This is a genomic window from Lentimicrobiaceae bacterium (genome assembly GCA_020636745.1).
Classification (GTDB): Bacteria; Bacteroidota; Bacteroidia; order Bacteroidales; family Lentimicrobiaceae; genus Lentimicrobium.
Genome location: JACJXH010000001.1, coordinates 529461 through 552533, shown reverse-complemented (window position 1 = coordinate 552533; position 23073 = coordinate 529461). Strand labels below are relative to the sequence as shown.

Genomic DNA, 23073 nt, shown 5'->3' with positions numbered 1-23073 from the left:
GTAATTAGGCATATTTGACCATAATGGTGTTCAGAATGTCTGCTACATCCTCACAGCGATCCATCGCTTTTTCAAGCGAATTTAACACATCGCGTTTCTTTATCAGATTAATCGCATTGGTTTCATTGTCGAATATTTCAGATAAAAACGAATAGTTAAGTTCATCTGATTCATTTTCAAGTTCGCCAATTCTGATACAGCTTTCTTTAAATCCGTTGGCCTGATGAATTTTGTTTAATCCACCAACCACATGGTCAATTTCACCGGAGGCATCAACCAACAAGCCAGCCATCTGATGAAACACAGGAGGTATTTCGGTAAGCTTGTAAAGCTGAATTCTTTTGGCTGAAGTATTCACCAAATCAACCACATTGTCGATACGGTTAGCTAACTTTTGAATATCTTCACGATCAAAAGGCGTAATGAAGGTAGTATTCAGTTCGTCAAAAATTGAAACAGTGATTTTATCCCCTACTTTTTCAAACTTCTTAATATTTTTAACCAGCACGGCTTTTTCTTCCTCATCATCACAATTCAGCAGTTTTTGAAACTCAAGAGTACAGCTAACCAGATTGGCCGAAGCTGAAGAAAAAAGAGGAAAAAACTTTTTGTCTTTGGGGACCAAAAATTGAAACAATTTATCAAGTTTCATAAACAATTAATTTTAAACATGTTAATACCTTTTTATTTACAATTGAAAACTTTTTGACCCATGAAAAAATTGCTGCAAAAGTAGGCGTTAAATGAGGGTATTTCAGGGGGCAATATTAAGTTATTGTTAATTTTTTAACAGGCCGGGATTGCCACACATTTTCATTTGATTCTTAACAAAATTTAATCCGCCGGAAAGTTAAATCCATGTCTTAAAAATTCACAGAAAATTGGAATACAACGACAGAATACCTATTTTTGTGCAGCCTTCTTGCATAATAACCATCCACATTTCAGCAACTTAACATGGCAATTCTCAATAACGGATTATCGATTCTTACGATTCTTGGAGCACTGGCTTTATTCCTGTTTGGTATGAAGCTGATGAGTGAAGCCCTTCAGCGATTCGGAGGTAACCGGGTACGAAAGTTATTTTCCAGTATTGCTTCAAACAAATACAAAGCAATCTTTGCCGGGTTTCTGGTAACCGGACTCATTCAGTCATCTTCTGCGGTAACAGTTATGCTGGTTAGCTTTATCAATGCAGGCTTCTTTTCTTTAATTCAGGGATTAGGCATTATGATGGGTGCCAATATTGGCACTACTGTTACAGCATGGCTTGTAACTTACTTCGGATTTCATTTTGATTTCAATATTGTTCTTCTTCCCATCATGGGATTGGCGTTGCCATTTCTTTTTATGCCAACGGCCAGTAAACGCGCCATTGGTGAATTTCTGCTGGGATTTGCCTTGTTGTTTCTGGGCCTTCAGTTTATGAAGAACGCATTTCCGGACATGACCAGCGACTCAGGGCTAACAACGCTGATTTCTGGAATTTCAGGAGACAGCCCGTATTCTCTTCTTTTATTTGCCGGCATCGGTCTGGTTATCACGTTTGTTATTCAGTCGTCAAGTGCTACCATTGCCCTTACAATGGTATTAAGCCACAATGGCTGGATTGGATATGAGGCCGCAGCGGCTATGGTTATCGGCGAAAACATTGGAACAACTATCACAGCCAATATTGCGGCAATCATGGCCAACCGCTCAGCCAAAAGACTGGCTCTCGGGCACACATTATTTAATGTTTTCGGCGCATTATGGATGTTGATCTTTTTTTCATTTTTCATCAAAATATCTGCTCAGGCAACTGCATTTATTACAGGCCAGTCACCTCTGCAAAATCCAGATGCAGTACCGGTCGGTTTATCTATCATTCATTCGGGTTTTAACATTATAAATACTGTAATTTTAGCAGGGCTTATTCCTTACTTTAAACAACTCCTTGAATGGATTATTCCGCTCAGAAATAATGAAAAGAAGAATTTCAGACTGAAATATTTCAGGTCAGGATTTATGACCATCAACGAAATTTCCCTGCTGCAAGCCCGTGAAGAAATCCTTATCTTTGGTAAGCACATCTCGTTTATGTTCAATCTTATACCAGAATACCTGATTGAAAAACGCGAACGCAAATACGAAAAACTTCAAAAAAGAATTCAAAAAAGTGAAGAACAGGCTGATGAAATGGAGCTTGAAATCAGATATTACCTTACACGTACAGCTGAACAGGATTTAACAGAAGCCGCATCACGCAAAGTCAGCTCCATGCTGAAAATTATTGACGACATTGAAAGCATTGCCGACCAATGCGTTCAAATGGAAAAAACCATCAACCGGAAAAACCAGGAGAAAGCCTGGTTTACCCAGGAAATGCGTGATGATTTAGCTTCCCTGTTTTCGTTGGTAAATGAGGCAATTGATAACATGAATTTCAATCTTTCTCAGGAATATCGCCCCGGTATACTGGCCAAATCTGCTGAACTGGAACTTAAAATCAACGCACTTCGCGACAAACTACTGAATGACAACCGAATAAGAGTCGACAAAGGCGAATATACCTATCAGAATGCAGCCTTTTTCAATGAATTGGTAAGTCAATGTGAAAAACTGGCTGACCATGTAATCAATGTAAACCAGGCGATTGCCAGTAATGCAAGATAGAGTCGATTTAACATTAACTTAACATTGCTTTTAGCCTGTTTCATTGCGTATTGATAACTTTGCAATGTCTAATTTAGCCTTCAAATAATGGATAGTATCTACATTATTTTCATCGTTGTCCTTTTCATACTTGCCATCTCGGATCTGATTGTAGGGGTTTCCAATGATGCAGTTAATTTTCTCAACTCCGCAGTAGGCGCCCGGGCCACTTCCTTCAAAACCGTAATGATTGTCGCCAGCGTCGGCGTATTGGTAGGTGCAACTTTTTCAAGTGGTCTGATGGAAATAGCCAGAAAAGGCCTTTTCTACCCGGGAGAATTCAGCTTTAGCGAAGTTATTATTGTCTTCCTGGCTGTAATGATCACAGACATTATACTTCTCGATATCTTCAACACGTTCGGATTACCCACTTCAACCACAGTTTCTATCGTATTTGAACTTCTGGGAGCTTCGGTTGCTGTAGCAATCATTAAGATTTCAGCTTCAGAGCAAACACTTCAGGATATCGGACAATATATAAATGCAGCCAAAGCCTTGGCCATTATCACAGGTATACTTGTCTCTGTTGCCCTGGCCTTTAGTGTGGGGGCTCTCATCCAATATATCTCCAGAATCCTGTTTACGTTTAACCTCCGGCACAATATCAAATATTTTGCAGCTGTATGGGGTGGTTTCTCCATAACAGGCATTCTCTATTTTATGGTGATAAAAGGAGCTAAAGGTGCTTCGTTCATTACAGAAGGAACACTGGCCTTTATCAACGCTCATACAGCCTCAATACTCATTATCAGCTTCATAGGCCTTACATTGCTATTTCAGCTTTTGCTGATGGCGTTCAGATTCAATATTCTGAAACTCATCATTCTTACCGGAACTTTTGCCCTGGCGATGGCTTTTGCAGGCAACGACATGGTAAATTTTATAGGCGTACCGCTCGCAGGATTAAAAGCATTCCAGATTTTCAGCGCCACTCCGGGAGCCGATCCCGACACATTTATGATGATTGGCCTGGCCAATGATGTAAAAACTGAAACATGGATGCTGCTGATAGCCGGACTTGTGATGTCAATCACACTCTGGACTTCCAAAAAAGCGCGAAGCGTCATTGAAACATCGGTAGATCTCAGCAGACAAAATGAAGGGGCTGAAAGATTTAACTCTTCTGTCCTTTCAAGAAATATGGTGAGAGGTGCCCGCAATTTAGCATCTACCATCAGCGGTGTTGTGCCTGTTAGCATAAGCAATTGGATTGAAAGCCGTTTTGAAGCCCCTGATGAAGAAACAATAAAGCAGATGCCTGAAGGCGCAGCCTTTGACATGCTCAGGGCTAGTGTAAATCTGGTAGTTGCCAGTATCTTAATTGCCATTGGCACTTCGCTCAAATTGCCCCTGTCAACCACTTATGTTACTTTCATGGTTGCCATGGGTTCATCACTCAGCGACCGGGCTTGGGGCCGCGAAAGTGCTGTTTACAGAATTACCGGCGTTCTTTCTGTTATTGGTGGTTGGTTTTTTACTGCACTTGCCGCCTTTACTGTTTCGCTTATCGCGGCAGTTATTCTTTATTACGGAGGAATGGTTGCCACTTTTATTCTCCTGAGCGTTGTTGGGTTCCTTATTTACCGCACCCATCGCATTCACCTGCGTCGCGCCGATGAACGTAAAGCCGACGAGGCTCTTGATATTCTGCCTGAAGAGATGAATACAGAAACCATCATTTCAAGATGTTCGGTTTCAATTCAGTTTGTACTGAAACAGAGCCTTGATATTTTCAACGAAACCATTATGGGACTGGTGGATGAAGACAGAAAATTACTGCGTAATGCAAAAAACAATGCTGAAAGCCTGAATGTCATGACCAAAAGGCTTAAAAACCACATCAACTCAACGCTTGCTAATCTTCAGGAAGATTCTATCGATACTGGCCATTTTTATGTTCAGGCCATTGACTATCTGCGTGAAATTAACCACTGCATCTCATACATCAATAATCCTTGCTTCGAGCATGTTGAAAATAATCATAAGCCTTTGATTCCGGTGCAGGTTGAAGAAGTTTCAAGATTAAATGGCGAAATATCTATTCTTTTCGGCAAAGCCCTCGACATTCTAAAAAACAAACAATATCAGAATATTGAGGAGATAAAAATTAAGCAACAAACCATTTTGCGCATTATTGAAGAAACACGCAAAAAACAGGTGAAACGTATCAAAAACAGCGAAACCGGAACCCGCAACAGTATTTTATATCTGAACATTCTGGCCGAGACTAAAAATCTTACGCTTTACATTGATAATATCCTGAGATCAAGCCGTGATTTTGAAAAAGCTGGAAAAATGCAGGAAGAGTAATATTTTTTAAATAAGCTTACTCTTCCTTATATATCAACTGGCGTATTCAGCACAATCCATACATTGCTTATTCATCTTCTTTTCTGATGTTTTTCAGCAGTCTTCCATACGACCTTGTGCCAATGTAAAACTGGGCATAAGTATTGAAGTCAATGCCCTGAAAGCTGTGACTTAGCATTTTAAATCCAACTGAAAATAATCTGTTAACCAGGCGATTTCCCTTTTGATAAAAGGAATTCTGATGGGTAGAAATGTAATTTCATCTGAAACAGGAACACCTCACAACCCATCAGAAGCTTTAAAATTTCTCTCTATTGACATGCTGATTAATTCACAACCAGCACCTTTGCCGATGCATTGCCAGCTGCAGATTTCAGCGAAATATAATAATAACCTGATTTAACAGCCATTCCGCTTTCATCCTTACCATCCCATAACAATTGATTCAGGCCCTGACGAAGAGAAGTGGCAGAAAAAGTCTTTATTGTTCTGCCTGTATTGTCGTAAATAACCATATGAGCATTTGTAAAAGCTGAACTTTCAACCTTTAAAGTAACAAACTGATTTAAAGCTGTCCGGAAAGGATTAGGAAAAACTCCTGAAACAGAAAGCTTTGACCTCAGCTGATGTATATCTCCGACACCCACACTGAGCTGCGACAAATCGAGTTTGTAGGCCGACAACCCGTATGTTCCTATGACCAGAAAATTAAGCTCAGGATGAATTTTCATTGAAATTACAGGTACATTTCCAAGTCCCTGATTCAAACTCAGCCATTCCTCACCTCCATTATTGGTCACAAATACACCGGCATCAGTCCCAACAAACAAACGCCCCTGACGATTAGGATCGGCCAAAATAACATTTACCGGCAGCTCAGGAAGGTTTCCTCCAATAGATTGCCATGTCTGGCCAAGATCGTCCGACATATAAACATGTGAAACAGGCTCATCCCATCTGAATCCTGAAAGTGTAACATAAATTTTGTTCTCATCAAAAGGGTCGGTGGCTACGCGGGTTATCCATCTGAGCGGTAATCCCTGACTTATATCAGTCCATTGCGCACCGGCATCAGTTGAAATATGTACCCTTCCATCGTCAGTTCCTGCCAGAACAATGGAAGGCTGAAGAGGAGACACAGCCAGCGTGCTGATGGTATGAAAAGAGCTTCCATCATCGCCATTGGTCAAATCGCCACTGACAGCAGTCCATGAATTTCCACCATTATTTGACTTCCAAACCCTGTAAGTACCAAAATATAGTGTTTCGGGATTTTGCGGATGCATTACGACAGGAGCTGACCAGTTTACCCTGTCGGAAGACCAATATCCATTAATGGCATTCATCCAGCTTCCTCCATTGGTTGACTTATGTAAAGCTCCCCATTGGTATTCAGCATAGATGATGTTTGAATTGGTATAGTCAACCAGGCTATAAAAACCGTCACCACCCAAAATGGCATCCCAATCGTTGGTCTGACCAGTAGTTGTCCGTACGGTATTGTTATCCTGTGTCCCGCCATAGAGGCGATCAGGATTCAGATAATCGATTTCAATATCGTAAAACTGAGTAAGCGGCAAATTATTGATTTTACTCCAATTAAACCCTAAATCGTCGCTTACATAAAGGCCTCCGTCATTTCCTTCGTAAATACGGCCTGTTTCAGGATGAATATACATGGCATGATGATCCACATGAATGACATCAGAATTAAAATAACCGGCAAGCTGTGTCCAGGAATTGCCACCATTAGCGGTATAAAACATATCAACGCCCATAACATACACTATATCAGGAATATTCGGATCAACCCTAATCTGGCCAAAATACCAGCCAAAAGTGCTGTTCATCCCTTGCAGGGCACCGTCATTGGTGCGCGACCAGCTTTGCCCGCCATTTATTGTTTTATATACTGCCACTTCCGATTGATTATCATAAAAGGCATAAAGGATAGATGGGTTTGAAGGAGAAACAGCCAACCCGATACGCCCCTTCTCATTGCCTGACGGTAAGCCAACCGATAATTCTGACCAGTTGTCGCCTCCGTCAGTTGTCATCCAAATACCTGAACTGGCACCATATGACCGGCGGTAGTTCAAACCACGTACACGCTCCCACATGGCAGCATAAAGTATATCCGGATTTGTTGGATGTTGAACAATATCAATGGCTGCAGTGGAATCAGTCAGAAATAGAACTTTTTGCCATGAATTCCCTCCATCGGTTGTACGATAAACACCCCTGTGCTCGTCTGGCGAAAATAAATTACCGCAGGCCGCTGCAAAAACCCTGTCGGAATTTGAATAATCTATAACTATTCGCCCGATATAAGCAGATTGTTCAAGTCCTGAAAAAGTCCAGGTTGTTCCTCCGTCAGTTGATTTATAAATACCATCGCCCCTGACACTCTGGCTCGAAGCATTGGCCTCACCAGTACCAGCGTATAAAAGATTATGGTTGCTTTTATCAATAGCAATGTCACCAATTGTTAAGGAGGCTGCATTCATAAAAATATTCGTCCAGTTAAAACCACTATTGGTCGATTTAAAAATACCCCCGGATGCAGCACCAATGTAAATAGTTGAATTTGAACCTTCAGGCATTTCAATATCAGTAATCCGCCCGCCAATATTAACAGGGCCTGCCAATTCCCAGTTTAGTGACGTTCTGGAAGCATTCGTATGAAAAGCCTGTGCCTGCCTGATGGCTTCAAGATAAACATCAGTCTTTATCGAACCATAAGGGAAAGTACGTTGCCTGTCCATCCAATCATTGGGATATAATCCCGGCTCTTTTTCAAGACCAAATCTTTCCTGCATTGAGGTATGGTTATGCCCGGGATTATTTTGGTTTTTATGATTGGTTTTAAATACACCTGCAATGAACACCATCATGGCAAAACAGGTAAATAATAATAATTGTCGGCTGATTTTCATATGAATTGAAGTTGAAGGTCAGGAATAATCAAATGATTCCGGACAAAGATAGAAAATTGATTAACTTTGGATAATAAAAGTTAAAATACCCCAAAGATGTCACGTTCCGCCATTATCACCATTATTGCAGCTATCCTGCTTGTCATTTTTTCCATTCAGAACTCCGCATCGGCTGAATTAAAACTCTTCTTCTGGAGTTTTAACATGTCGCTGGCACTTATGCTGCTATTTATTTTCCTCATCGGAGCCGGATTTGGTTATTTCTTTCATTTGTGGATGGTTTCGCGAAAGCAAAAATCTGAAAATACAGATAAGGAATAAGCCGGTAGTAAGGGAATTAACCTTAATTAAATGCTGTTCGGGAAAGCCGCTTATCAGGTTATAGAGTTGATAAAAGCATTGACCCGGAATGATTGCTTACCCGATAATACATAAGAATTTCTGACGGGAAAGTTCAGATGATCCCACGATTCAGGTTCATTAAAATATCTATAGCTCAACAGGTTAGCTGACCATTCAGTCCAGCATGACATATGCCTGTATGCGTAATGACGATGCGCTTTTATAGCACTCAATAAACTGGCAGGCGCAATATAACACCAATAAAAGCAAGCTCCTTGTTGTCTGAATTGTAAAATATGGCCAAACTCATGCCGGAGCAAATTGATGTCGCAAGCGCCTGATTTTCCGGTAATTATTCCAACCCCGGGAATAGTAACAGCTGCACCTCTGCGAAACAAAAATGCATTGATGCAGACAATTCTTATGCCTTCAAATTGCAGAAACATCTACGGGAAATATAAAAAAGCAATCAACTAACGTTTTGAAGTTGCCGTATCCGAAACCACAAGGGTATCATAAATTGGCTGATAGGCAGCAGAATAAGCAATAAAGAGGTAGATGCCGGCTGTATCAGTTTTAAAATGAAAAGTAGAGTCTTTTGTAACCAACACTTCGGCACACAAATTATTGGTTGATTCAAACAAGCCAGTGGCTGTAAACCCAAAAACAGAATCGTAAATAGTAGATCTGCCAATATGAACTTCAAGCCCCGACCAACAGCCATTGGGGGCACCGGCCTGTACCACAATAGGAATATCGTCTCCTATAAATGCACTGTCAGGCATATTCACGTCCATAATGTTAACATAATCAGAATATTTGCGATAACTTTCGCCATCAAGTTTAACGCAGGAAGTAGCAAGTAATGTCGCGAGTAAAAGCAGAAATGTGTGTTTCATTATCGGGTCAGGGATTAAACTTCAAACAATGATGGTCATTTTACCAATCAAAGTATCAGGGGTAAATAAATCAGAACAAATAGTCGACTACCGAAAATTTGGGGCATTTATCCTTATTCCACATCAAGAATGCCTGATGTGCAGGATGTGACTGATACGACTGAAGATCCCCGGCACTTTCAAACTCGCTCACAAGCACCAAATCAGCAGCTTTGATATCATCCACCATGTTAATACCCACTTCAAACCGGCTGATTTCAGGAATCAAACCAGGAAGTTCGTTCAGTCGTTGACTAACTGTATTAAGCAACGAGGCTTTATCAGCAGCTGACATAGGAGCTGCCACCTTAAAAAAAACAATATGTTTTATCATCATCAGGTTCTTTACTGCAAAAGTAACAAATGATTCCAATGCAAATCAAATAAAAGGCAAGACGTTTTGCCCTGTCAAAATACCTGCAATAACTTTGAATCTGTCTTGGTTTCACCATCATAAGTTGTACTTTTGCAATTCATACGCCTCAACAGAAAATAACGGATAAGTGATGAATAGCCTTATGAAACTGAACAACATAAGGTTTAGAAGTGCAGAATAAGATTGATATTTAAATACCTGAAAATATAAAAATAATGACACCGGTAATAACGCTAACAACTGATTGGGGACCTCGCGACCATTATGCCGGAGCCGTCAAGGGGGCGATTATCAGCCGTTTGCCTGATGCCAGGATTATTGACATCAGCCATCGCATCAAACCGTTCAACATCAAACAGGCCTCCTTTATTCTGCGTAATGCTTTTCCCTTGTTTCCTGAAGGAACCATTCATATTATTGGCATCAACACCGAAGAATCAGAAAACACCCCGCACGTTGCTGTTCAATTTCGCAACCATTATTTTATCGGAGCTGACAATGGTGTTTTCACCCTTATGTTTGATGAAAGCCCTGCAAAAATTGTTGAACTGGACATCAATCAGGATACGGGATATTTCACATTTTCAACGCGCGACCGGTTTGTGAAAGCAGCAGTGCATCTGGCACAAGGTAAAGCTATTGAAGAACTTGGCCATGTGAGGTCCGACCTCAATGCACTCATCAGCATGCGGCCGCACATCAGTGGCGACACCATCAGCAGCAGGGTCGTATATATTGATAATTATGAGAATGCCTTTCTCAATATTACATCCAAAGAATTTGCAGAAGTTGGGAAAAATCGCAGATTCTCCCTTTCAATCAAAGGCAAGTCTCACCAAATCAACACTATACGCGAAGCATACAGTGCTGTTCCTGAGGGTGAAATTGCTATATTGTATAGTACAACAGGCCTCATCGAGATTTCAATCAACAAAGGCAATGCCGCAAGTCTGCTCGGGTTAAAAACCGATGACATTGTGCTTATAACTTTCACAAATTAAATATAGCTGACAGGGCAAACCGTACAGTTTACAAACCCAAATAGCTTAAAAAATAAAAGTCTGATACGCTCAAACCCTATTTTTAAGTAATTTAGCGGCCCCAAAGCAGCATACAAGTTATTACCATCACTATGTTCACACTCTTTCGCAAAGAAATTTTCAGTTTTTTGAATTCGCTGATAGGCTATCTGGCCATTATAGTTTTCCTGATTATCAACGGGCTATTTTTGTGGGTCTTCCCCCTCGGATTCAACATTATTGACTATGGTTATGCAAGCCTCGACAACCTGTTTACGCTTTCGCCATTTGTCTTCCTTTTTTTGATACCGGCCATTACGATGCGTTCATTTGCTGACGAAAAGCGCAGCGGAACCATTGAAATGTTGCTTACCAAACCGCTTACAGATTTTCAGATTATTATGGCCAAATATCTGGCAGGTGTTACATTAGTATTATTTTCACTTTTACCAACGCTGATTTATGCCATATCTGTCTACCTGCTCGGACTTCCCAAAGGCAACATGGATATGGGCGGGCTTTGGGGCAGCTACATCGGATTGCTATTTTTAGCTTCAGCATTTGTAGCCATCGGCCTCTTTGTTTCATCCATTACTGATAATCAGATTATCGCCTTTATTCTGGCTTTGGTGCTCAGTGGATTTGCATATACCGGGTTTGAATTTATTGCACAACTTTCACTTTTCGGCAAGGCCGACCTGTTTATCATGTCGCTGGGCATTCAGGCGCATTATGCTTCAATGAGCCGGGGTGTGATTGACACACGTGATGTGCTTTATTTTGTGAGTCTGATAGCCATTTTTATTCTGCTCACCAAAATTGCGCTGGAGAGCCGTAAATGGGAACAAACACTTAGCAAAAACAAATCCGGTAAATAGTTTTGATCAAAGGGCTTCTGAAAAGCATGGAAACAAGTAAACGAAATAACGCTGACATACGTCGAAACAATATCATTCAGCTTGCACTGGGTTTAATCATCATCATACTGCTGAACGTAATTGGTTCATATTTATTTACCAGATTTGACCTCACTACTGAAAAGAGGTATTCATTATCGCCGTCCACCAAAAAGCTTTTACGCGAAACAGACGATATCATTTATTTCAGGGTTTACCTTGAGGGGGATTTCCCGGCAGGATTCAAATTACTCAGCAAATCAACCCGCGAAATGCTGGATGAATTCAGGGCTTACAGTGACAACATCCAGTACGAATTTATCAACCCTTCGGCAGAAGAATCGGCCAAAGCCAGAGGAGAAGTGTATAACAGACTGATTGAACAGGGGCTTCAGCCAACCGACATCAATGTGAAAATGAAGGAAGGGCAGCAACAGCAACGAATATTTCCGGGAGCCCTGGTTTCCTATAAAGGCCGTGAAATCCCCTTAAGCCTGCTCGCCGACCAATTGGGCGCACCACCTGATGCTATCATCAACAACTCCATACAGGCACTTGAGTATAATATTTCAAATGCCATCAGAAAGCTTAGCAACACCAGCAAACCCAAAATCGCATTTTCATATGGCCATGGCGAATTACCTCTTATCGAAACAGCTGACGCACGCCACGCCTTATCTGATTATTACCAGGTTGAAAGCGTTAAAATTGCCGGCAATATTAACGCTTTGACCAACAGAAAAGAAAATGAAGATGGAACATACAGCGTGGTAAATAAATACAAAGCACTGGTGATTGCCAAACCTGACTCGGTTTTTACTGAAAAGGACAAATTTATCATTGACCAGTTTGTAATGAACGGAGGCAAAATATTATGGCTGGTTGACCCTGTTTTTGCCACAATGGACAGCCTGCAAAAATCAGATCGCACTATGGGCGTAACACAGGACATAAACCTAAACGATATGCTCTACACCTATGGTGTGCGCCTTAACAGCAACCTGCTGATGGACATCAATGCATTGCCTATTCCTATGGTTACTGGACAAATAGGCAACCAACCCCAGTTCAGCTTTTTCCCCTGGTATTTCTTTCCTGTAATTACCTCTACTTCACAGCACCCGGTAGTAAACAATCTGAATGCTATCCGCACCGAATTTATCAGCAGTCTTGATACTGTCGGAAATCCGGCCATTAAGAAGACTATTTTGCTGAAAACTTCGCAGTACACCCGCATTGCGCTTACTCCTGTAATGATTTCACTCGATATCCTGAGCAAAGAAGCAGATCCCAAAGATTACAATCAGCAACCTCAGGCAGTTGCAGTTTTGCTCGAAGGAGAGTTTCAATCACTTTACAACAACAGAATCACATCAGAAATATCCCAGGCCCCCGAAATCGGATTTACGGCCAAAAGCCCCAAAAACAGAATGATTGTAATGGCTGATGGAGACATTATCCGTAATCAGGTACAATTCAACAACGGCTCTTTTATGCCGCTTCCCTTAGGTTATGACCGTCACACCGGACAAACATTTGGCAATAAAGATTTGATCTTGAATGCTGTAAACTACCTTTGCGATGACGAAGGTTTGATGTCGGTTAGAGCAAGAGAACTTAAGCTCAGGGCTCTTGATGTAAACAGAGCACGCAAGCAACTGCTAATGTGGCAATTAATCAATACAGCCGCCCCTGTTTTACTGGTGATAATGTTTGGTTTGATACAGTTTGCCCTCAGAAAACGCAAATACGCCAGATAATTTTCAAGTCAAAATTCAAATTAATTCGATAAAATGCGCAAAAACAGAATCATAATACTTGTTACACTTTTGCTTGCTGTAGTGGCTGGATTGCTAATGCTAAACAAATCAAAGTCAACGCTTGACAGAAAGATCAGCGACTTTGCCGTGAGTGATACAGCCTCAGTTACACGCATCTTTATGTCAGACAAGGCCGATAATAAAGTATTGCTTGCCCGAAAACCAGATGGAACCTGGTCGTTAAATGACAAATATGATGCTCATGTTGAAAATGTAAATACTTTTCTCACCACCATCAGCAATCTGGAAGTCAGAGAACCTGTCGCAAAAGCAGCACACAACAATATTATCACGCTACTTGCTTCAAGGTCAGTAAAGGTTGAAATTTATCAGCAATCCTACAGAATTAACCTGGGCAGCTATCATTTTTTTCCCTACGAAAAGCTGGCAAAAACCTACTATATTGGTGATGCAACCATGGATAATGCAGGCACATATGCATTACTGGAAGGTGCTGACACACCTGTTATTCTTTATATGCCCGGACTTAGAGGATTTGTTGCCACCAGGTTTTCAACAGCTGAAACCGACTGGAGAGTACACACCGTTTTTAATAAAAAACTACCTGACATCAAAGAAATTAAGGTGGAATTTACCCAAAAACCAGAAGAATCCTTCAAAGTCATCAACAACAATAACGAAAGTTTAAGTTTGTACAAACTGACTGACAACCAGTTGATCAGCAGATACGACACCCTTCAGCTCATGGCTTTTGTGAATGCTTTCAGAAATATAAGATATGAAACATTGCTCAACGATATGGAGCCTCACAAAATGGACTCAATAGTAAATTCAACCCCTTTGCACCGGATTACTCTTGAGCTTAAAGACGGAACAAAACAAACTGCAACTACTTTTGGAAGAATGCTTCCTGTGCCGGAAATAGACGTTTTTGACGGTTCAACAGTTACTTATGACCGTGACAGGATGTATGCCCTTGTAAATAATGACAAAGACTTTGTTATGGTCCAATTTTTTGTCTTTGACAAAATACTCATGCCTCTTTCACTTTTTGCCAAGAATGGGCAATAATCAATCTGACAAACAAGTTTCATGAAAAAACTTATTTCATCAAACGTACTGGTAACCGGAGGTGCAGGCTTTATCGGCTCAAACCTGATTGAAGCATTATTAAAACAAGACAATCAGGTTGTATGTCTCGACAACTTTGCAACAGGTAAACGAGAGAACATTGCACCATTTCTCGATCATCCTAAATTTACCCTGATAGAGGGTGATATCAGAAATCTTGAAGATTGCCATACGGCTGTTAAAGGAATGGAATTTGTTTTACATCAGGCAGCTCTTGGGTCTGTTCCACGTTCAATTAACGATCCTATTACAACCAACGATGTCAATGTGGGCGGATTTGTCAATATGCTGGTTGCTGCAAGGGATGCCGGCATCAAACGGTTTGTATATGCGGCCAGTTCCTCTACTTATGGCGATCATCCGGCACTGCCCAAAAAGGAAGACATCATCGGAAGACCGCTTTCGCCCTATGCCATCACCAAATATGTGAATGAACTATATGCCAGGGTTTTTGCCGACCTTTACGGAATGGAAACCATTGGCCTGCGCTATTTTAATGTCTTTGGCAAACGCCAGGACCCCGACGGTGCTTACGCTGCAGTAATCCCTAAATTTATCAAATCACTCATTAACGGTGATGCTCCTGTAATTAATGGAGATGGGAGCCAGTCGCGCGATTTTACTTATGTTGAAAATGTGGTGCAAATAAACCAGTTGGCATTGCTGGCACAAAACCCCGAAGCCATCAATACTGTTTACAATGTAGCTTTTGGCGAAAATACCAGTCTGAATGAGCTCTACAATCAACTCACCGGGTTCCTGTCGGCTTTCAAACCTTCCATAGCCCAAATAAAACCCTCTTATGGCCCTCCGCGCAAAGGCGATGTGCAACACTCCCTGGCGTCTATCGAAAAAGCCACAACCCTTTTGGGATATCAACCGGCGTTCAGCCTTCATCAAGGACTTGAACAAGCCATTCAGTGGTATTTTGATTATCTGAACAAATAGTTTTTAATTCACGAAATGATGGTTGCTACCAGCTTTCGGTTGCCTCCCTTATTTCTGAATTCGCACAAATATATGCCCTGCCATGTTCCGGTGTTTAACCGGCCCCCGGTTATGGGGATTGAAATTTCGGTACCACACAAGACCGATTTAATATGTGCAGGCATATCATCACTCCCTTCAAGGGTGTGTTTGTAATAGGTTTCATTTTCGGGCACAAGTTTATCAAATACTGTTTCAAAATCGGATAGTACTGTCGGATCTGCATTTTCATTTATACAGATACCTGCAGAAGTATGTTTGATAAACAGATGCAACAAACCCGACTGAGGCAACTCAGGCAAATGACTTTCAACAATACCTGTAATCAGATGAAATCCCCGGCTAAAGGCAGGAAGGACAATCTCTATTTGTTTTATCATAACAGAAGCATAAAAAAAAGGCATCGCTGCCTTTTTCTGAGTGATTGGATAATGTTTAATCTTCAATATTCACACTCTTACCGGCAGCAATATCTTCCAGGATAGCGGTAGTAAGAGATTTGGGCCTTTCAAGTGGATAGCCCAGTGCACGATCCCAAATAATATTTGCAGCTATACCGATAGAACGACCAATACCAAAAAGAACAGTATAAAAATCATATTCCTTTACGCCATAGTGCCACTGAATAACACCTGACTGTGCATCAACATTGGGCCATGGATTCTTAGCCTTTCCCTGTTCAAGAAGAATGGGCGGAACTACCTTAAAAAGCATATCAACCACCTTAAACAAAGGATCTTCAGAAAGATTGCGAAGGCTAAACTCGCGTTGCAGCATGTAACGGGGATCGGTTTTGCGAAGAACTGCATGTCCGAAACCAGGAATAACCTGGCCGGATTCAAGAGTATTCCATACAAACTGTTTTAAGTCAGCTTCAGAGGGCACTTCACCGTTCATTTTATCCATCAAATCATGCAGCCAACGCAGCACTTCCTGATTGGCAAGCCCATGCAAAGGACCTGCAAGCCCATTAATCATAGCCGAAATTGACAAATAAACATCGGATAACGAACTGGCCACCAAATGGCCTGTATGAGCACTTACATTACCCGCTTCGTGATCAGCATGAACAATAAAGTGCATACGCGTTACATCATCATAAGGCTTGGGAATACCCATCATATGTGCAAAATTACCACCCATATCCAAATTGGGGTTCGACTGGATGCGTTTACCATCGCGGTATAGTTTTGCATAAATATAAGTCGCAATCTCAGGAAGCTTGGCCAGCATATTCAGCGTATCCTCATAAGTAGGATCCCAGTAATCCAGCTTATTGATGCCTGCATGATATTTTTTAGTAAAGAATGACTCACGGTGCATGGTAAGAATGGCTGTCGAGAAAATTGTCATCGGATGACTACAGCAAGGCATACCATCAATTACTTCATACACATAACGAGGTAAAATTCTTCGTTGGCTAAACTCATCGGCTACACTGTATGCCTGCTCTTCCGTTGGCATATCGCCCGTTAACAGCAAATAGAACAGTCCTTCAACCAATGGCATATCAGAATTCTTGGCTTTGGGTAACTTTTCAAAGACCTCGGGCAAAGTATAACCCCGATAACGGATACCTTCTTCAGGATCAAGGTAAGAGATATCAGACACTAGGGATTTAATCCCACGCATACCGCCAATAATCTGGCCTATGGTTATTTTATCCACAACCACATCACCGTATTCTTTCAGAAGCCTTTCTGTTCTGGGCCTCCAATCCATAATTTTTTCGTACAGGGTATCTTTAAGTCCTTTTGCCATTGTAATAGATGTGTAGGTTCAACAATATTTTAATGATCACGACTGTGAAATAGCCCGAACCAGTTCGGTTCCGAACTCAGATGTTTTCAATTTGGTAGCATTTTCCATTTGCCGGTGAAAGTCATAAGTAACTTTCTTCGCCTGAATGGTTTGCTCTATTCCTTTATAGATAAGTGCTGAGGCTTCATTCCAGCCCATGTATTCAAGCATCATGGCCCCTGACAGAATAACAGAACCCGGATTCACCATGTCGAGACCTGCATACTTAGGAGCTGTACCGTGGGTAGCCTCAAAAATAGCATGACCGCTTACATAATTGATATTTGCCCCGGGGGCTATACCAATACCTCCTACGATAGCAGCAAGCGCATCTGAAATATAATCACCATTCAGATTCAGGGTTGCAATAACTGAATATTCTGAAGGCCTGAGCAAAATCTGCTGCAAGAAAGCATCGGCAATCACATCCTTAACCAGGATTTTACCTGAATCAAGGGCTTTTTGCTGAGCCAGATCAGCGGCTTCCTTCCCGTTTTCAGCAGCTATTTCATCGTATTCAGCCCAGGTAAAAGTTTTGTCGGCAAACTCAGTGCGCGCCAGTTCATATCCCCAGGTTTTAAAAGCACCTTCCGTAAACTTCATGATATTCCCTTTATGAACCAGTGTTAACGAAGGTAATCCTTTGCTGATGGTATAATTTAATGCAGCTCTTACAAGTCTTTCAGTTCCTTCCTTTGAAACCGGCTTAATGCCAATAGAACTCGACTCAGGAAATCTTATCTTGGTTACACCCATCTCTTCCATCAGGAATTTCTTCACCTTATCAGCTTCTGGCGTACCATTCATGTATTCGATACCTGCATATATATCCTCTGTATTTTCGCGGAAAATATGCATATCAACCTTTCCCGGCTCTTTTACAGGACTCGGAACCCCGCTAAACCATCGAACCGGCCTCAAACACACGTATAAATCAAGCTGCTGGCGTAAAGCTACATTCAACGACCTGATGCCTCCGCCTACAGGTGTGGTTAAAGGCCCTTTAATTCCAACCTTGTATTTTTTAAAGGCTTCAAGGGTTTCTTCAGGAAGCCAGTTGCCTGTCAGGTTAAAAGCCTTTTCGCCAGCCAATACTTCTTTCCAAATAAGTTTACGCTTGCCATTATATGCCTTGGCCACAGCAGCATCCAGCACGCGCTGCGATGCAGCCCAAATGTCAGGACCTGTCCCATCGCCTTCAATAAATGGTACAACCGGTTCGTCTGGGACGATTAATTTTCCTTCAGAAATTGAAATCACTTGTTCGCTCATTATACGTATTTATGTTTTTAGTTATGTAATTTTGTACATATTGGCCGAAGAACAAATATATAAAAGAATCCGAACATTCAAACCAATGGCTTACTAACAATCGGCTTTAAAATTTGTTTGTATTTACAGTACTTTCAGAATAAAAATGAAAGCGTTGCGAACACAAGTTCAAATCTAATAAAAATATGCAGTCCGAAACCCATTCTGAACCTATATTCCTGAAAAAAATACCTATAAACTGCGGACTGGTAATTTTTGATGGCCATTGTATTTTTTGCAACCGCATTGTTCAGTTATTAATCCGGGTTGACAAACGCAAAAGGCTATATTTCGGCACGTTAGCATCCTTAGAGCCCTATTTGGTTTCAAATTCATTAAACGGTAAAAAACCGAACCTCAACAGTGTTTACTTTATCAGGAATCAACAATCATACATGGAGTCTGAAGCCATATTGGAAATAGCCCTGGCACTGGGCGGATTCTGGAAACTGTTTTGGGTGGGATATCTCATCCCGGGAGCAATCAGAAACTTCATATACAGAACAATAGCCCGCAACAGATATCTTATATCTGGTCAACAAAAGCACTGCATGATTCCTGACAAATCAGACAGCCCAAGGTTTTTGCCATGATTCTCAAATCAAAGAAAAAGAAGATTCTTACTGTGGTCGGGAAAAATAATTAAATTTGCCATTCAAAATTAGTTTTGTTTCAGGAATAAAATTCAGATTTATGCTGAAACACGCCTAAAGACAGTTGACCATCTCAATCAAACTCTTAGTTGCTGATATGAACAGAATAATCAAACCGGCTTTTGCCGCACTTTCATTGCTGATTGCTTTTTCGTTGAACATTTCAGCGCAAAACGGCACAATCCGTGGATTTGTTTACGAAAAAGAAACAGGTGAACCGATTATTTTCACCAATGTTTACCTTTATAGAACTTCTTATGGAGCGGCAACAGATGTAAATGGTTATTTTGCCATTTCAAGGATACCTGATGGCAAGTACACTTTAATGGTTACCTACCTGGGCTATGATACGCTTCGTGAGCAGGTGACCATACAAGGCAACACGGTACTGACTAAAAAACTTTTTATCAACAAAGGCGCCTACAATCTTGATGCAGTGCAAATTACAGCTGAGCGTGAAGAAGCCAGAAGCGACACCAGAACATCAGTTGTAAAATTAACACCCAAGCAAATCAGCAGGATACCCACCATTGGCGGACAACCTGATTTGGCTCAGTACCTTCAGGTTCTGCCGGGAGTTATTTTTACCGGCGACCAGGGCGGACAACTCTACATCAGAGGTGGTTCTCCTATTCAGAATAAAGTGGTACTGGATGGTATGATTGTTTATAACCCTTTCCATTCCATCGGACTCTTCTCCGTTTTTGACACTGACATTCTTAGAAATGCCGATATCTATACCGGAGGTTTTAATGCACAGCATGGCGGAAGAATTTCATCAGTAATGGATTTGACTACGCGCGATGGCAACAAAAAAAGGATGGCAGGTAAAGTCGGAGCAAGTACTTTCGGTGCCAAGCTGATGATTGAAGGCCCAATAAAAAAACAATCAGAATCAGGAGGAGGCAGCTCGTCATTTATCATTTCTGCCAAAAACTCATACCTCAAAGAGAGTTCAAAATTCCTGTATGATTATATTGACACCGCCGGACTTCCGTTTAATTACACTGATGTTTATGGCAAGGTTTCAATCAATGGAGCCAATGGTTCAAAAGTGAATCTTTACGGGTTTAATTTCAACGACAAAGTTGACTATACCAATCTGGCAAGTTACAAATGGAAATCGTCAGGTGCCGGTGCTAACTTCCTGGTTATTCCGGGCAACAATCCTGTACTGATGGAAGGTAATTTTGCTTATTCATCCTATGATATTTCAATGGAAGAAGGCGCACTGCCTTCACGGTCAAGCACAATCAATGGCTTTAACCTCGGCCTCGGATTTACTTATTTCCTCGGAAAAGATGAAATAAAATACGGCGTTGAAATGCAGGGATTTAAAACTGTTTTTGATTTTTACAACTCTGTTGGCCGGGCTATCAATCAAACGGAAAACACCACTGAGCTTGCCGGTTTTGTAAAATATAAAATGACCAGAGGTAAACTGCTTTTTGAGCCTGGGTTCCGTCTTCAGTATTATGCATCACTGTCAAACCTTTCGGCTGAGCCCCGACTGGCAATGAAATATAATCTGACTGACCATATCAGGTTAAAAATGGCTGGCGGTTTTTACTCACAAAACCTGATTAGCGCCAACTCTGACCGCGATGTGGTTAACCTTTTTTATGGTTTTCTGTCAGGCCCCGACAACCTGCAGGAAGAATTTGACGGCAAATCTGTCACTCATAAACTTCAAAAAGCCCAACATATTATTGCCGGTATTGAGCTCGACCCATTACCAGGTGTAACAGCAAACATTGAAGTTTACTATAAAAACTTCTCACAGCTGACCAATATCAACCGCAATAAAATATTCGAAGACAACGGTGATTATTTCGAAGTTCCTGATTATCTGAAAAAAGACTTTATTATTGAAAACGGCAACGCCAATGGCTTTGATGTTTCCATTAAGTACGACAAGCGGAAAATCTATTTCTGGGCTGTATACTCGCTCGCATATGTCAACCGCTACGACGGACAAATTGATTACGTTCCTCACTATGACCGCAGGCACAATGTGAACCTGGTAAGTTCCTACAGGTTTGGTGAAGAGTTGATGTGGGAGTTTAATGCCCGCTGGAACCTTGGTTCAGGATTCCCGTTCACTCAATCACAGGGTTTTTATGAAAAACTAACATTCCCCAATGGTGCTGCCAACGACTATATCGTGGCAAATGGAGAGCTGGGAGTGCTTTATGGCGAATACAACTCGGCCCGCCTCCCCTTCTACCACAGGCTTGACCTTAGCCTGATGAGGCGTTTCAAAATTGGTGATAACGGTATGCTCGAACTCAACCTGAGTGTAACCAACATTTACGATAGAGACAACATTTTTTATGTAAACAGGATTACCGGAGAGAAAGTATATCAATTGCCTGTTATGCCCAGCTTTGGGATGAGTTTATCTTTCTAGCCTGAACAGGATAATTAAAAAAAGCCCCGGTATCCCGGGGCTTTTTTTATGTAAAGAAAATAATAACAAATCAGTAAAATTACTCTCTGTTGCGCGAATCTATAATGATTGTTACCGGGCCATCGTTTATCAGCTCAACTTCCATATGAGCGCCAAACCACCCTGTTTCAACTTGTAATCCGGTTTCATCTTTAAGCCGTTTCACAAAAGCTTCATAAAGTGGAATGGCTTTATCCGGAGTAGCCGCTTTGATATATGATGGACGATTCCCCTTTTTTGTGCTAGCATGCAAAGTAAACTGACTGATAACCATCAGCTGACCGGTTGTTTCCATTACAGACAAATTCATCACACCGTCGGCGTCGTCAAAAACCCTTAATCGGGCAACTTTTCCACAAAGCCATTCAAGATCTCCGGTTTCGTCGGCATCTTCAATACCAATAAAAATCAACAAGCCTCCACCAATGGAAGCCGAGCCATAATCAGCACTGCGAACACTGGCCGTTTTAACTCTCTGAATCAGCAAGCGCATGGTTTTTTCTTTATCAAATGATCAATCCCACTCTGTTTCATCAAAATATTCATCATTTAAAATACTCAGGTAATTGGCGTATCTCGATTGGCTGATTAAACCATTGGTCAGTGCTTTTTTAACGGCACAGCCAGGTTCATGCACATGGGTACAATTATTAAACTGGCACTGGTGCATGAGATTGCGCATTTCAGGAAAGCGCTCAGGCACCTCCTGTTTTTCGAAATTAACCAAACCAAACTCTTTAATACCCGGCGTATCAATCACAAATCCTCCAAAAGACAGGGGTATCATTTCGGCAAAAGTGGTGGTATGTTTTCCCTTGTGGTGGTAGTCAGATATTTCGCCAACCTTTCTGATAACTCCGGGTTCAACTGCATTAATCAGGGCTGTTTTTCCAACACCCGAATGCCCGCTAAGCAAATTAACCTTATCAATAAATAGCTTTTTAACATCTTCAACACCCTGACCGGTTATAGCCGATGTAACCAGGCAGGGATAACCCAGCCCTTCATAAAGCTGAATCATTTGATTCATAGCCGCAGCTTCGACCGTGGTGTACTGATCGCACTTGTTAAAAACAATAAACGCCGGAATATGATATGCTTCGGCTGTAACCAGAAACCTGTCAATAAAGCCGGTGGAAGTCCGCGGCTTTACCAATGTTACCATAATGACTGCCTGATCGATATTTGTAGCAATAATGTGCGACATAGCCGAAAGACGGGTTGCCTTACGGATGATGTAATTCTGTCTTTCCTCAATTTTATGAATCAAACCTGTTTCCTGTTCAGGCAAAAAACTAAAACCAACCCTGTCGCCAACTGCTACCGGATTGGTTGACCGGATTCCCCTGATTCGGAAATTTCCCTTTAATTTGCATTCAATAGTTTTTCCATTGTCGGCCAGCACCGTGCAAAAACTTCCCGTTGAGCGGATTACAACGCCCATCAACTC

20 protein-coding genes are annotated in these 23073 nt (G+C 41.4%); 10 read left to right on the top strand and 10 right to left on the bottom strand.

Features of this window, described 5'->3' with window-relative positions; genetic code table 11:
* Window positions 1-4 precede the first annotated feature (4 nt).
* A complete protein-coding gene (locus H6541_02190) occupies window positions 5-652 on the bottom strand; it encodes a DUF47 family protein (protein ID MCB9014575.1) in 648 nt (215 codons plus the stop codon).
* A 305-nt stretch (window positions 653-957) separates the two neighbouring features.
* On the opposite strand from H6541_02190, the gene H6541_02185 reads away from it, so the two are divergent.
* Complete coding sequence (locus tag H6541_02185; protein ID MCB9014574.1) at window positions 958-2655, top strand: Na/Pi cotransporter family protein; 1698 nt, start codon at window positions 958-960, stop codon at window positions 2653-2655.
* A gap of 87 nt (window positions 2656-2742) precedes the next feature.
* Complete coding sequence (locus H6541_02180; protein MCB9014573.1) at window positions 2743-5004, top strand: inorganic phosphate transporter; 2262 nt, start codon at window positions 2743-2745, stop codon at window positions 5002-5004.
* A 326-nt stretch (window positions 5005-5330) separates the two neighbouring features.
* Here the strand turns inward: H6541_02180 and H6541_02175 are convergent, their stop codons facing one another.
* Entirely contained in the window at window positions 5331-7940 is a 2610-nt protein-coding gene (locus H6541_02175; protein MCB9014572.1) for a T9SS type A sorting domain-containing protein, read from the bottom strand.
* Between the two features lie 96 nt (window positions 7941-8036).
* Here H6541_02175 and H6541_02170 point away from each other — a divergent pair, with 96 nt between their 5' ends.
* Window positions 8037-8261: a LapA family protein gene (locus H6541_02170; protein MCB9014571.1), complete on the top strand. Its 225-nt coding sequence runs from the start codon at window positions 8037-8039 to the stop codon at window positions 8259-8261.
* Window positions 8262-8314: 53 nt separating this feature from the next.
* Here H6541_02170 and H6541_02165 read toward each other — a convergent pair whose 3' ends face one another.
* The 3 genes from H6541_02165 to H6541_02155 form a co-directional block, all read right to left on the bottom strand.
* Entirely contained in the window at window positions 8315-8728 is a 414-nt protein-coding gene (locus tag H6541_02165) for a hypothetical protein (GenBank protein MCB9014570.1), read from the bottom strand.
* Between the two features lie 27 nt (window positions 8729-8755).
* Entirely contained in the window at window positions 8756-9181 is a 426-nt protein-coding gene (locus H6541_02160) for a hypothetical protein (protein MCB9014569.1), read from the bottom strand.
* A gap of 70 nt (window positions 9182-9251) precedes the next feature.
* Window positions 9252-9554: a Dabb family protein gene (locus H6541_02155; GenBank protein MCB9014568.1), complete on the bottom strand. Its 303-nt coding sequence runs from the start codon at window positions 9552-9554 to the stop codon at window positions 9252-9254.
* A 257-nt stretch (window positions 9555-9811) separates the two neighbouring features.
* On the opposite strand from H6541_02155, the gene H6541_02150 reads away from it, so the two are divergent.
* The 5 genes from H6541_02150 to H6541_02130 all read left to right on the top strand — a co-directional run bounded on the left by H6541_02150 (window position 9812) and on the right by H6541_02130 (window position 15371).
* Complete coding sequence (locus tag H6541_02150; GenBank protein MCB9014567.1) at window positions 9812-10597, top strand: SAM-dependent chlorinase/fluorinase; 786 nt, start codon at window positions 9812-9814, stop codon at window positions 10595-10597.
* Window positions 10598-10728: 131 nt separating this feature from the next.
* Window positions 10729-11493, top strand: a complete 765-nt coding sequence (gene gldF / locus H6541_02145) for a gliding motility-associated ABC transporter permease subunit GldF (protein MCB9014566.1) — start codon at window positions 10729-10731, stop codon at window positions 11491-11493.
* A gap of 26 nt (window positions 11494-11519) precedes the next feature.
* Complete coding sequence (gene gldG / locus H6541_02140; protein ID MCB9014565.1) at window positions 11520-13271, top strand: gliding motility-associated ABC transporter substrate-binding protein GldG; 1752 nt, start codon at window positions 11520-11522, stop codon at window positions 13269-13271.
* Between the two features lie 33 nt (window positions 13272-13304).
* On the top strand, window positions 13305-14363 hold the full coding sequence (locus H6541_02135) for a DUF4340 domain-containing protein (GenBank protein ID MCB9014564.1): 1059 nt from the start codon (window positions 13305-13307) through the stop codon (window positions 14361-14363).
* A 21-nt stretch (window positions 14364-14384) separates the two neighbouring features.
* Window positions 14385-15371 carry an SDR family oxidoreductase gene (locus tag H6541_02130; protein MCB9014563.1) on the top strand — a complete coding sequence of 329 codons (987 nt, stop codon included), beginning with the start codon at window positions 14385-14387 and terminating at the stop codon, window positions 15369-15371.
* 8 nt (window positions 15372-15379) lie between these two features.
* On the opposite strand, the gene H6541_02125 is transcribed toward H6541_02130, so the two are convergent.
* The 3 genes from H6541_02125 to icd are packed head-to-tail and all read right to left on the bottom strand — an operon-like array spanning window position 15380 to window position 18482.
* Window positions 15380-15790, bottom strand: coding sequence for a YjbQ family protein (locus tag H6541_02125; GenBank protein MCB9014562.1), 411 nt, complete (start codon window positions 15788-15790; stop codon window positions 15380-15382).
* A 55-nt stretch (window positions 15791-15845) separates the two neighbouring features.
* Window positions 15846-17171, bottom strand: a complete 1326-nt coding sequence (locus tag H6541_02120; protein MCB9014561.1) for a citrate (Si)-synthase — start codon at window positions 17169-17171, stop codon at window positions 15846-15848.
* Between the two features lie 36 nt (window positions 17172-17207).
* Window positions 17208-18482: an NADP-dependent isocitrate dehydrogenase gene (icd, locus tag H6541_02115; GenBank protein ID MCB9014560.1), complete on the bottom strand. Its 1275-nt coding sequence runs from the start codon at window positions 18480-18482 to the stop codon at window positions 17208-17210.
* Window positions 18483-18667: 185 nt separating this feature from the next.
* On the opposite strand from icd, the gene H6541_02110 reads away from it, so the two are divergent.
* Window positions 18668-19114, top strand: coding sequence for a DUF393 domain-containing protein (locus tag H6541_02110; GenBank protein ID MCB9014559.1), 447 nt, complete (start codon window positions 18668-18670; stop codon window positions 19112-19114).
* Between the two features lie 157 nt (window positions 19115-19271).
* Window positions 19272-21584: a TonB-dependent receptor gene (locus H6541_02105; protein MCB9014558.1), complete on the top strand. Its 2313-nt coding sequence runs from the start codon at window positions 19272-19274 to the stop codon at window positions 21582-21584.
* Between the two features lie 79 nt (window positions 21585-21663).
* Here the strand turns inward: H6541_02105 and H6541_02100 are convergent, their stop codons facing one another.
* A complete protein-coding gene (locus tag H6541_02100) occupies window positions 21664-22116 on the bottom strand; it encodes a D-tyrosyl-tRNA(Tyr) deacylase (GenBank protein ID MCB9014557.1) in 453 nt (150 codons plus the stop codon).
* A 21-nt stretch (window positions 22117-22137) separates the two neighbouring features.
* Window positions 22138-23070, bottom strand: coding sequence for a ribosome small subunit-dependent GTPase A (rsgA, locus tag H6541_02095; GenBank protein MCB9014556.1), 933 nt, complete (start codon window positions 23068-23070; stop codon window positions 22138-22140).
* Between the last annotated feature and the right edge of the window lie 3 nt (window positions 23071-23073).

Excerpts from the sequence above, each read along its gene's own strand:
- H6541_02165 (MCB9014570.1), bottom strand. The coding sequence starts at position 8,728 with ATGTTTCTGCAATTTGAAGGCATAAGAATTGTCTGCATCAATGCATTT.
- H6541_02180 (MCB9014573.1), top strand. The coding sequence starts at position 2,743 with ATGGATAGTATCTACATTATTTTCATCGTTGTCCTTTTCATACTTGCC.
- H6541_02105 (MCB9014558.1), top strand. The coding sequence starts at position 19,272 with ATGAACAGAATAATCAAACCGGCTTTTGCCGCACTTTCATTGCTGATT.
- H6541_02120 (MCB9014561.1), bottom strand. The coding sequence starts at position 17,171 with ATGGCAAAAGGACTTAAAGATACCCTGTACGAAAAAATTATGGATTGG.
- H6541_02155 (MCB9014568.1), bottom strand. The coding sequence starts at position 9,554 with ATGATAAAACATATTGTTTTTTTTAAGGTGGCAGCTCCTATGTCAGCT.
- gldF (MCB9014566.1), top strand. The coding sequence starts at position 10,729 with ATGTTCACACTCTTTCGCAAAGAAATTTTCAGTTTTTTGAATTCGCTG.
- H6541_02135 (MCB9014564.1), top strand. The coding sequence starts at position 13,305 with ATGCGCAAAAACAGAATCATAATACTTGTTACACTTTTGCTTGCTGTA.
- H6541_02185 (MCB9014574.1), top strand. The coding sequence starts at position 958 with ATGGCAATTCTCAATAACGGATTATCGATTCTTACGATTCTTGGAGCA.
- H6541_02125 (MCB9014562.1), bottom strand. The coding sequence starts at position 15,790 with ATGATAAAACAAATAGAGATTGTCCTTCCTGCCTTTAGCCGGGGATTT.
- gldG (MCB9014565.1), top strand. The coding sequence starts at position 11,520 with ATGGAAACAAGTAAACGAAATAACGCTGACATACGTCGAAACAATATC.
- H6541_02175 (MCB9014572.1), bottom strand. The coding sequence starts at position 7,940 with ATGAAAATCAGCCGACAATTATTATTATTTACCTGTTTTGCCATGATG.
- icd (MCB9014560.1), bottom strand. The coding sequence starts at position 18,482 with ATGAGCGAACAAGTGATTTCAATTTCTGAAGGAAAATTAATCGTCCCA.
- H6541_02170 (MCB9014571.1), top strand. The coding sequence starts at position 8,037 with ATGTCACGTTCCGCCATTATCACCATTATTGCAGCTATCCTGCTTGTC.
- H6541_02100 (MCB9014557.1), bottom strand. The coding sequence starts at position 22,116 with ATGCGCTTGCTGATTCAGAGAGTTAAAACGGCCAGTGTTCGCAGTGCT.
- H6541_02190 (MCB9014575.1), bottom strand. The coding sequence starts at position 652 with ATGAAACTTGATAAATTGTTTCAATTTTTGGTCCCCAAAGACAAAAAG.
- H6541_02110 (MCB9014559.1), top strand. The coding sequence starts at position 18,668 with ATGCAGTCCGAAACCCATTCTGAACCTATATTCCTGAAAAAAATACCT.
- H6541_02130 (MCB9014563.1), top strand. The coding sequence starts at position 14,385 with ATGAAAAAACTTATTTCATCAAACGTACTGGTAACCGGAGGTGCAGGC.
- H6541_02160 (MCB9014569.1), bottom strand. The coding sequence starts at position 9,181 with ATGAAACACACATTTCTGCTTTTACTCGCGACATTACTTGCTACTTCC.
- H6541_02150 (MCB9014567.1), top strand. The coding sequence starts at position 9,812 with ATGACACCGGTAATAACGCTAACAACTGATTGGGGACCTCGCGACCAT.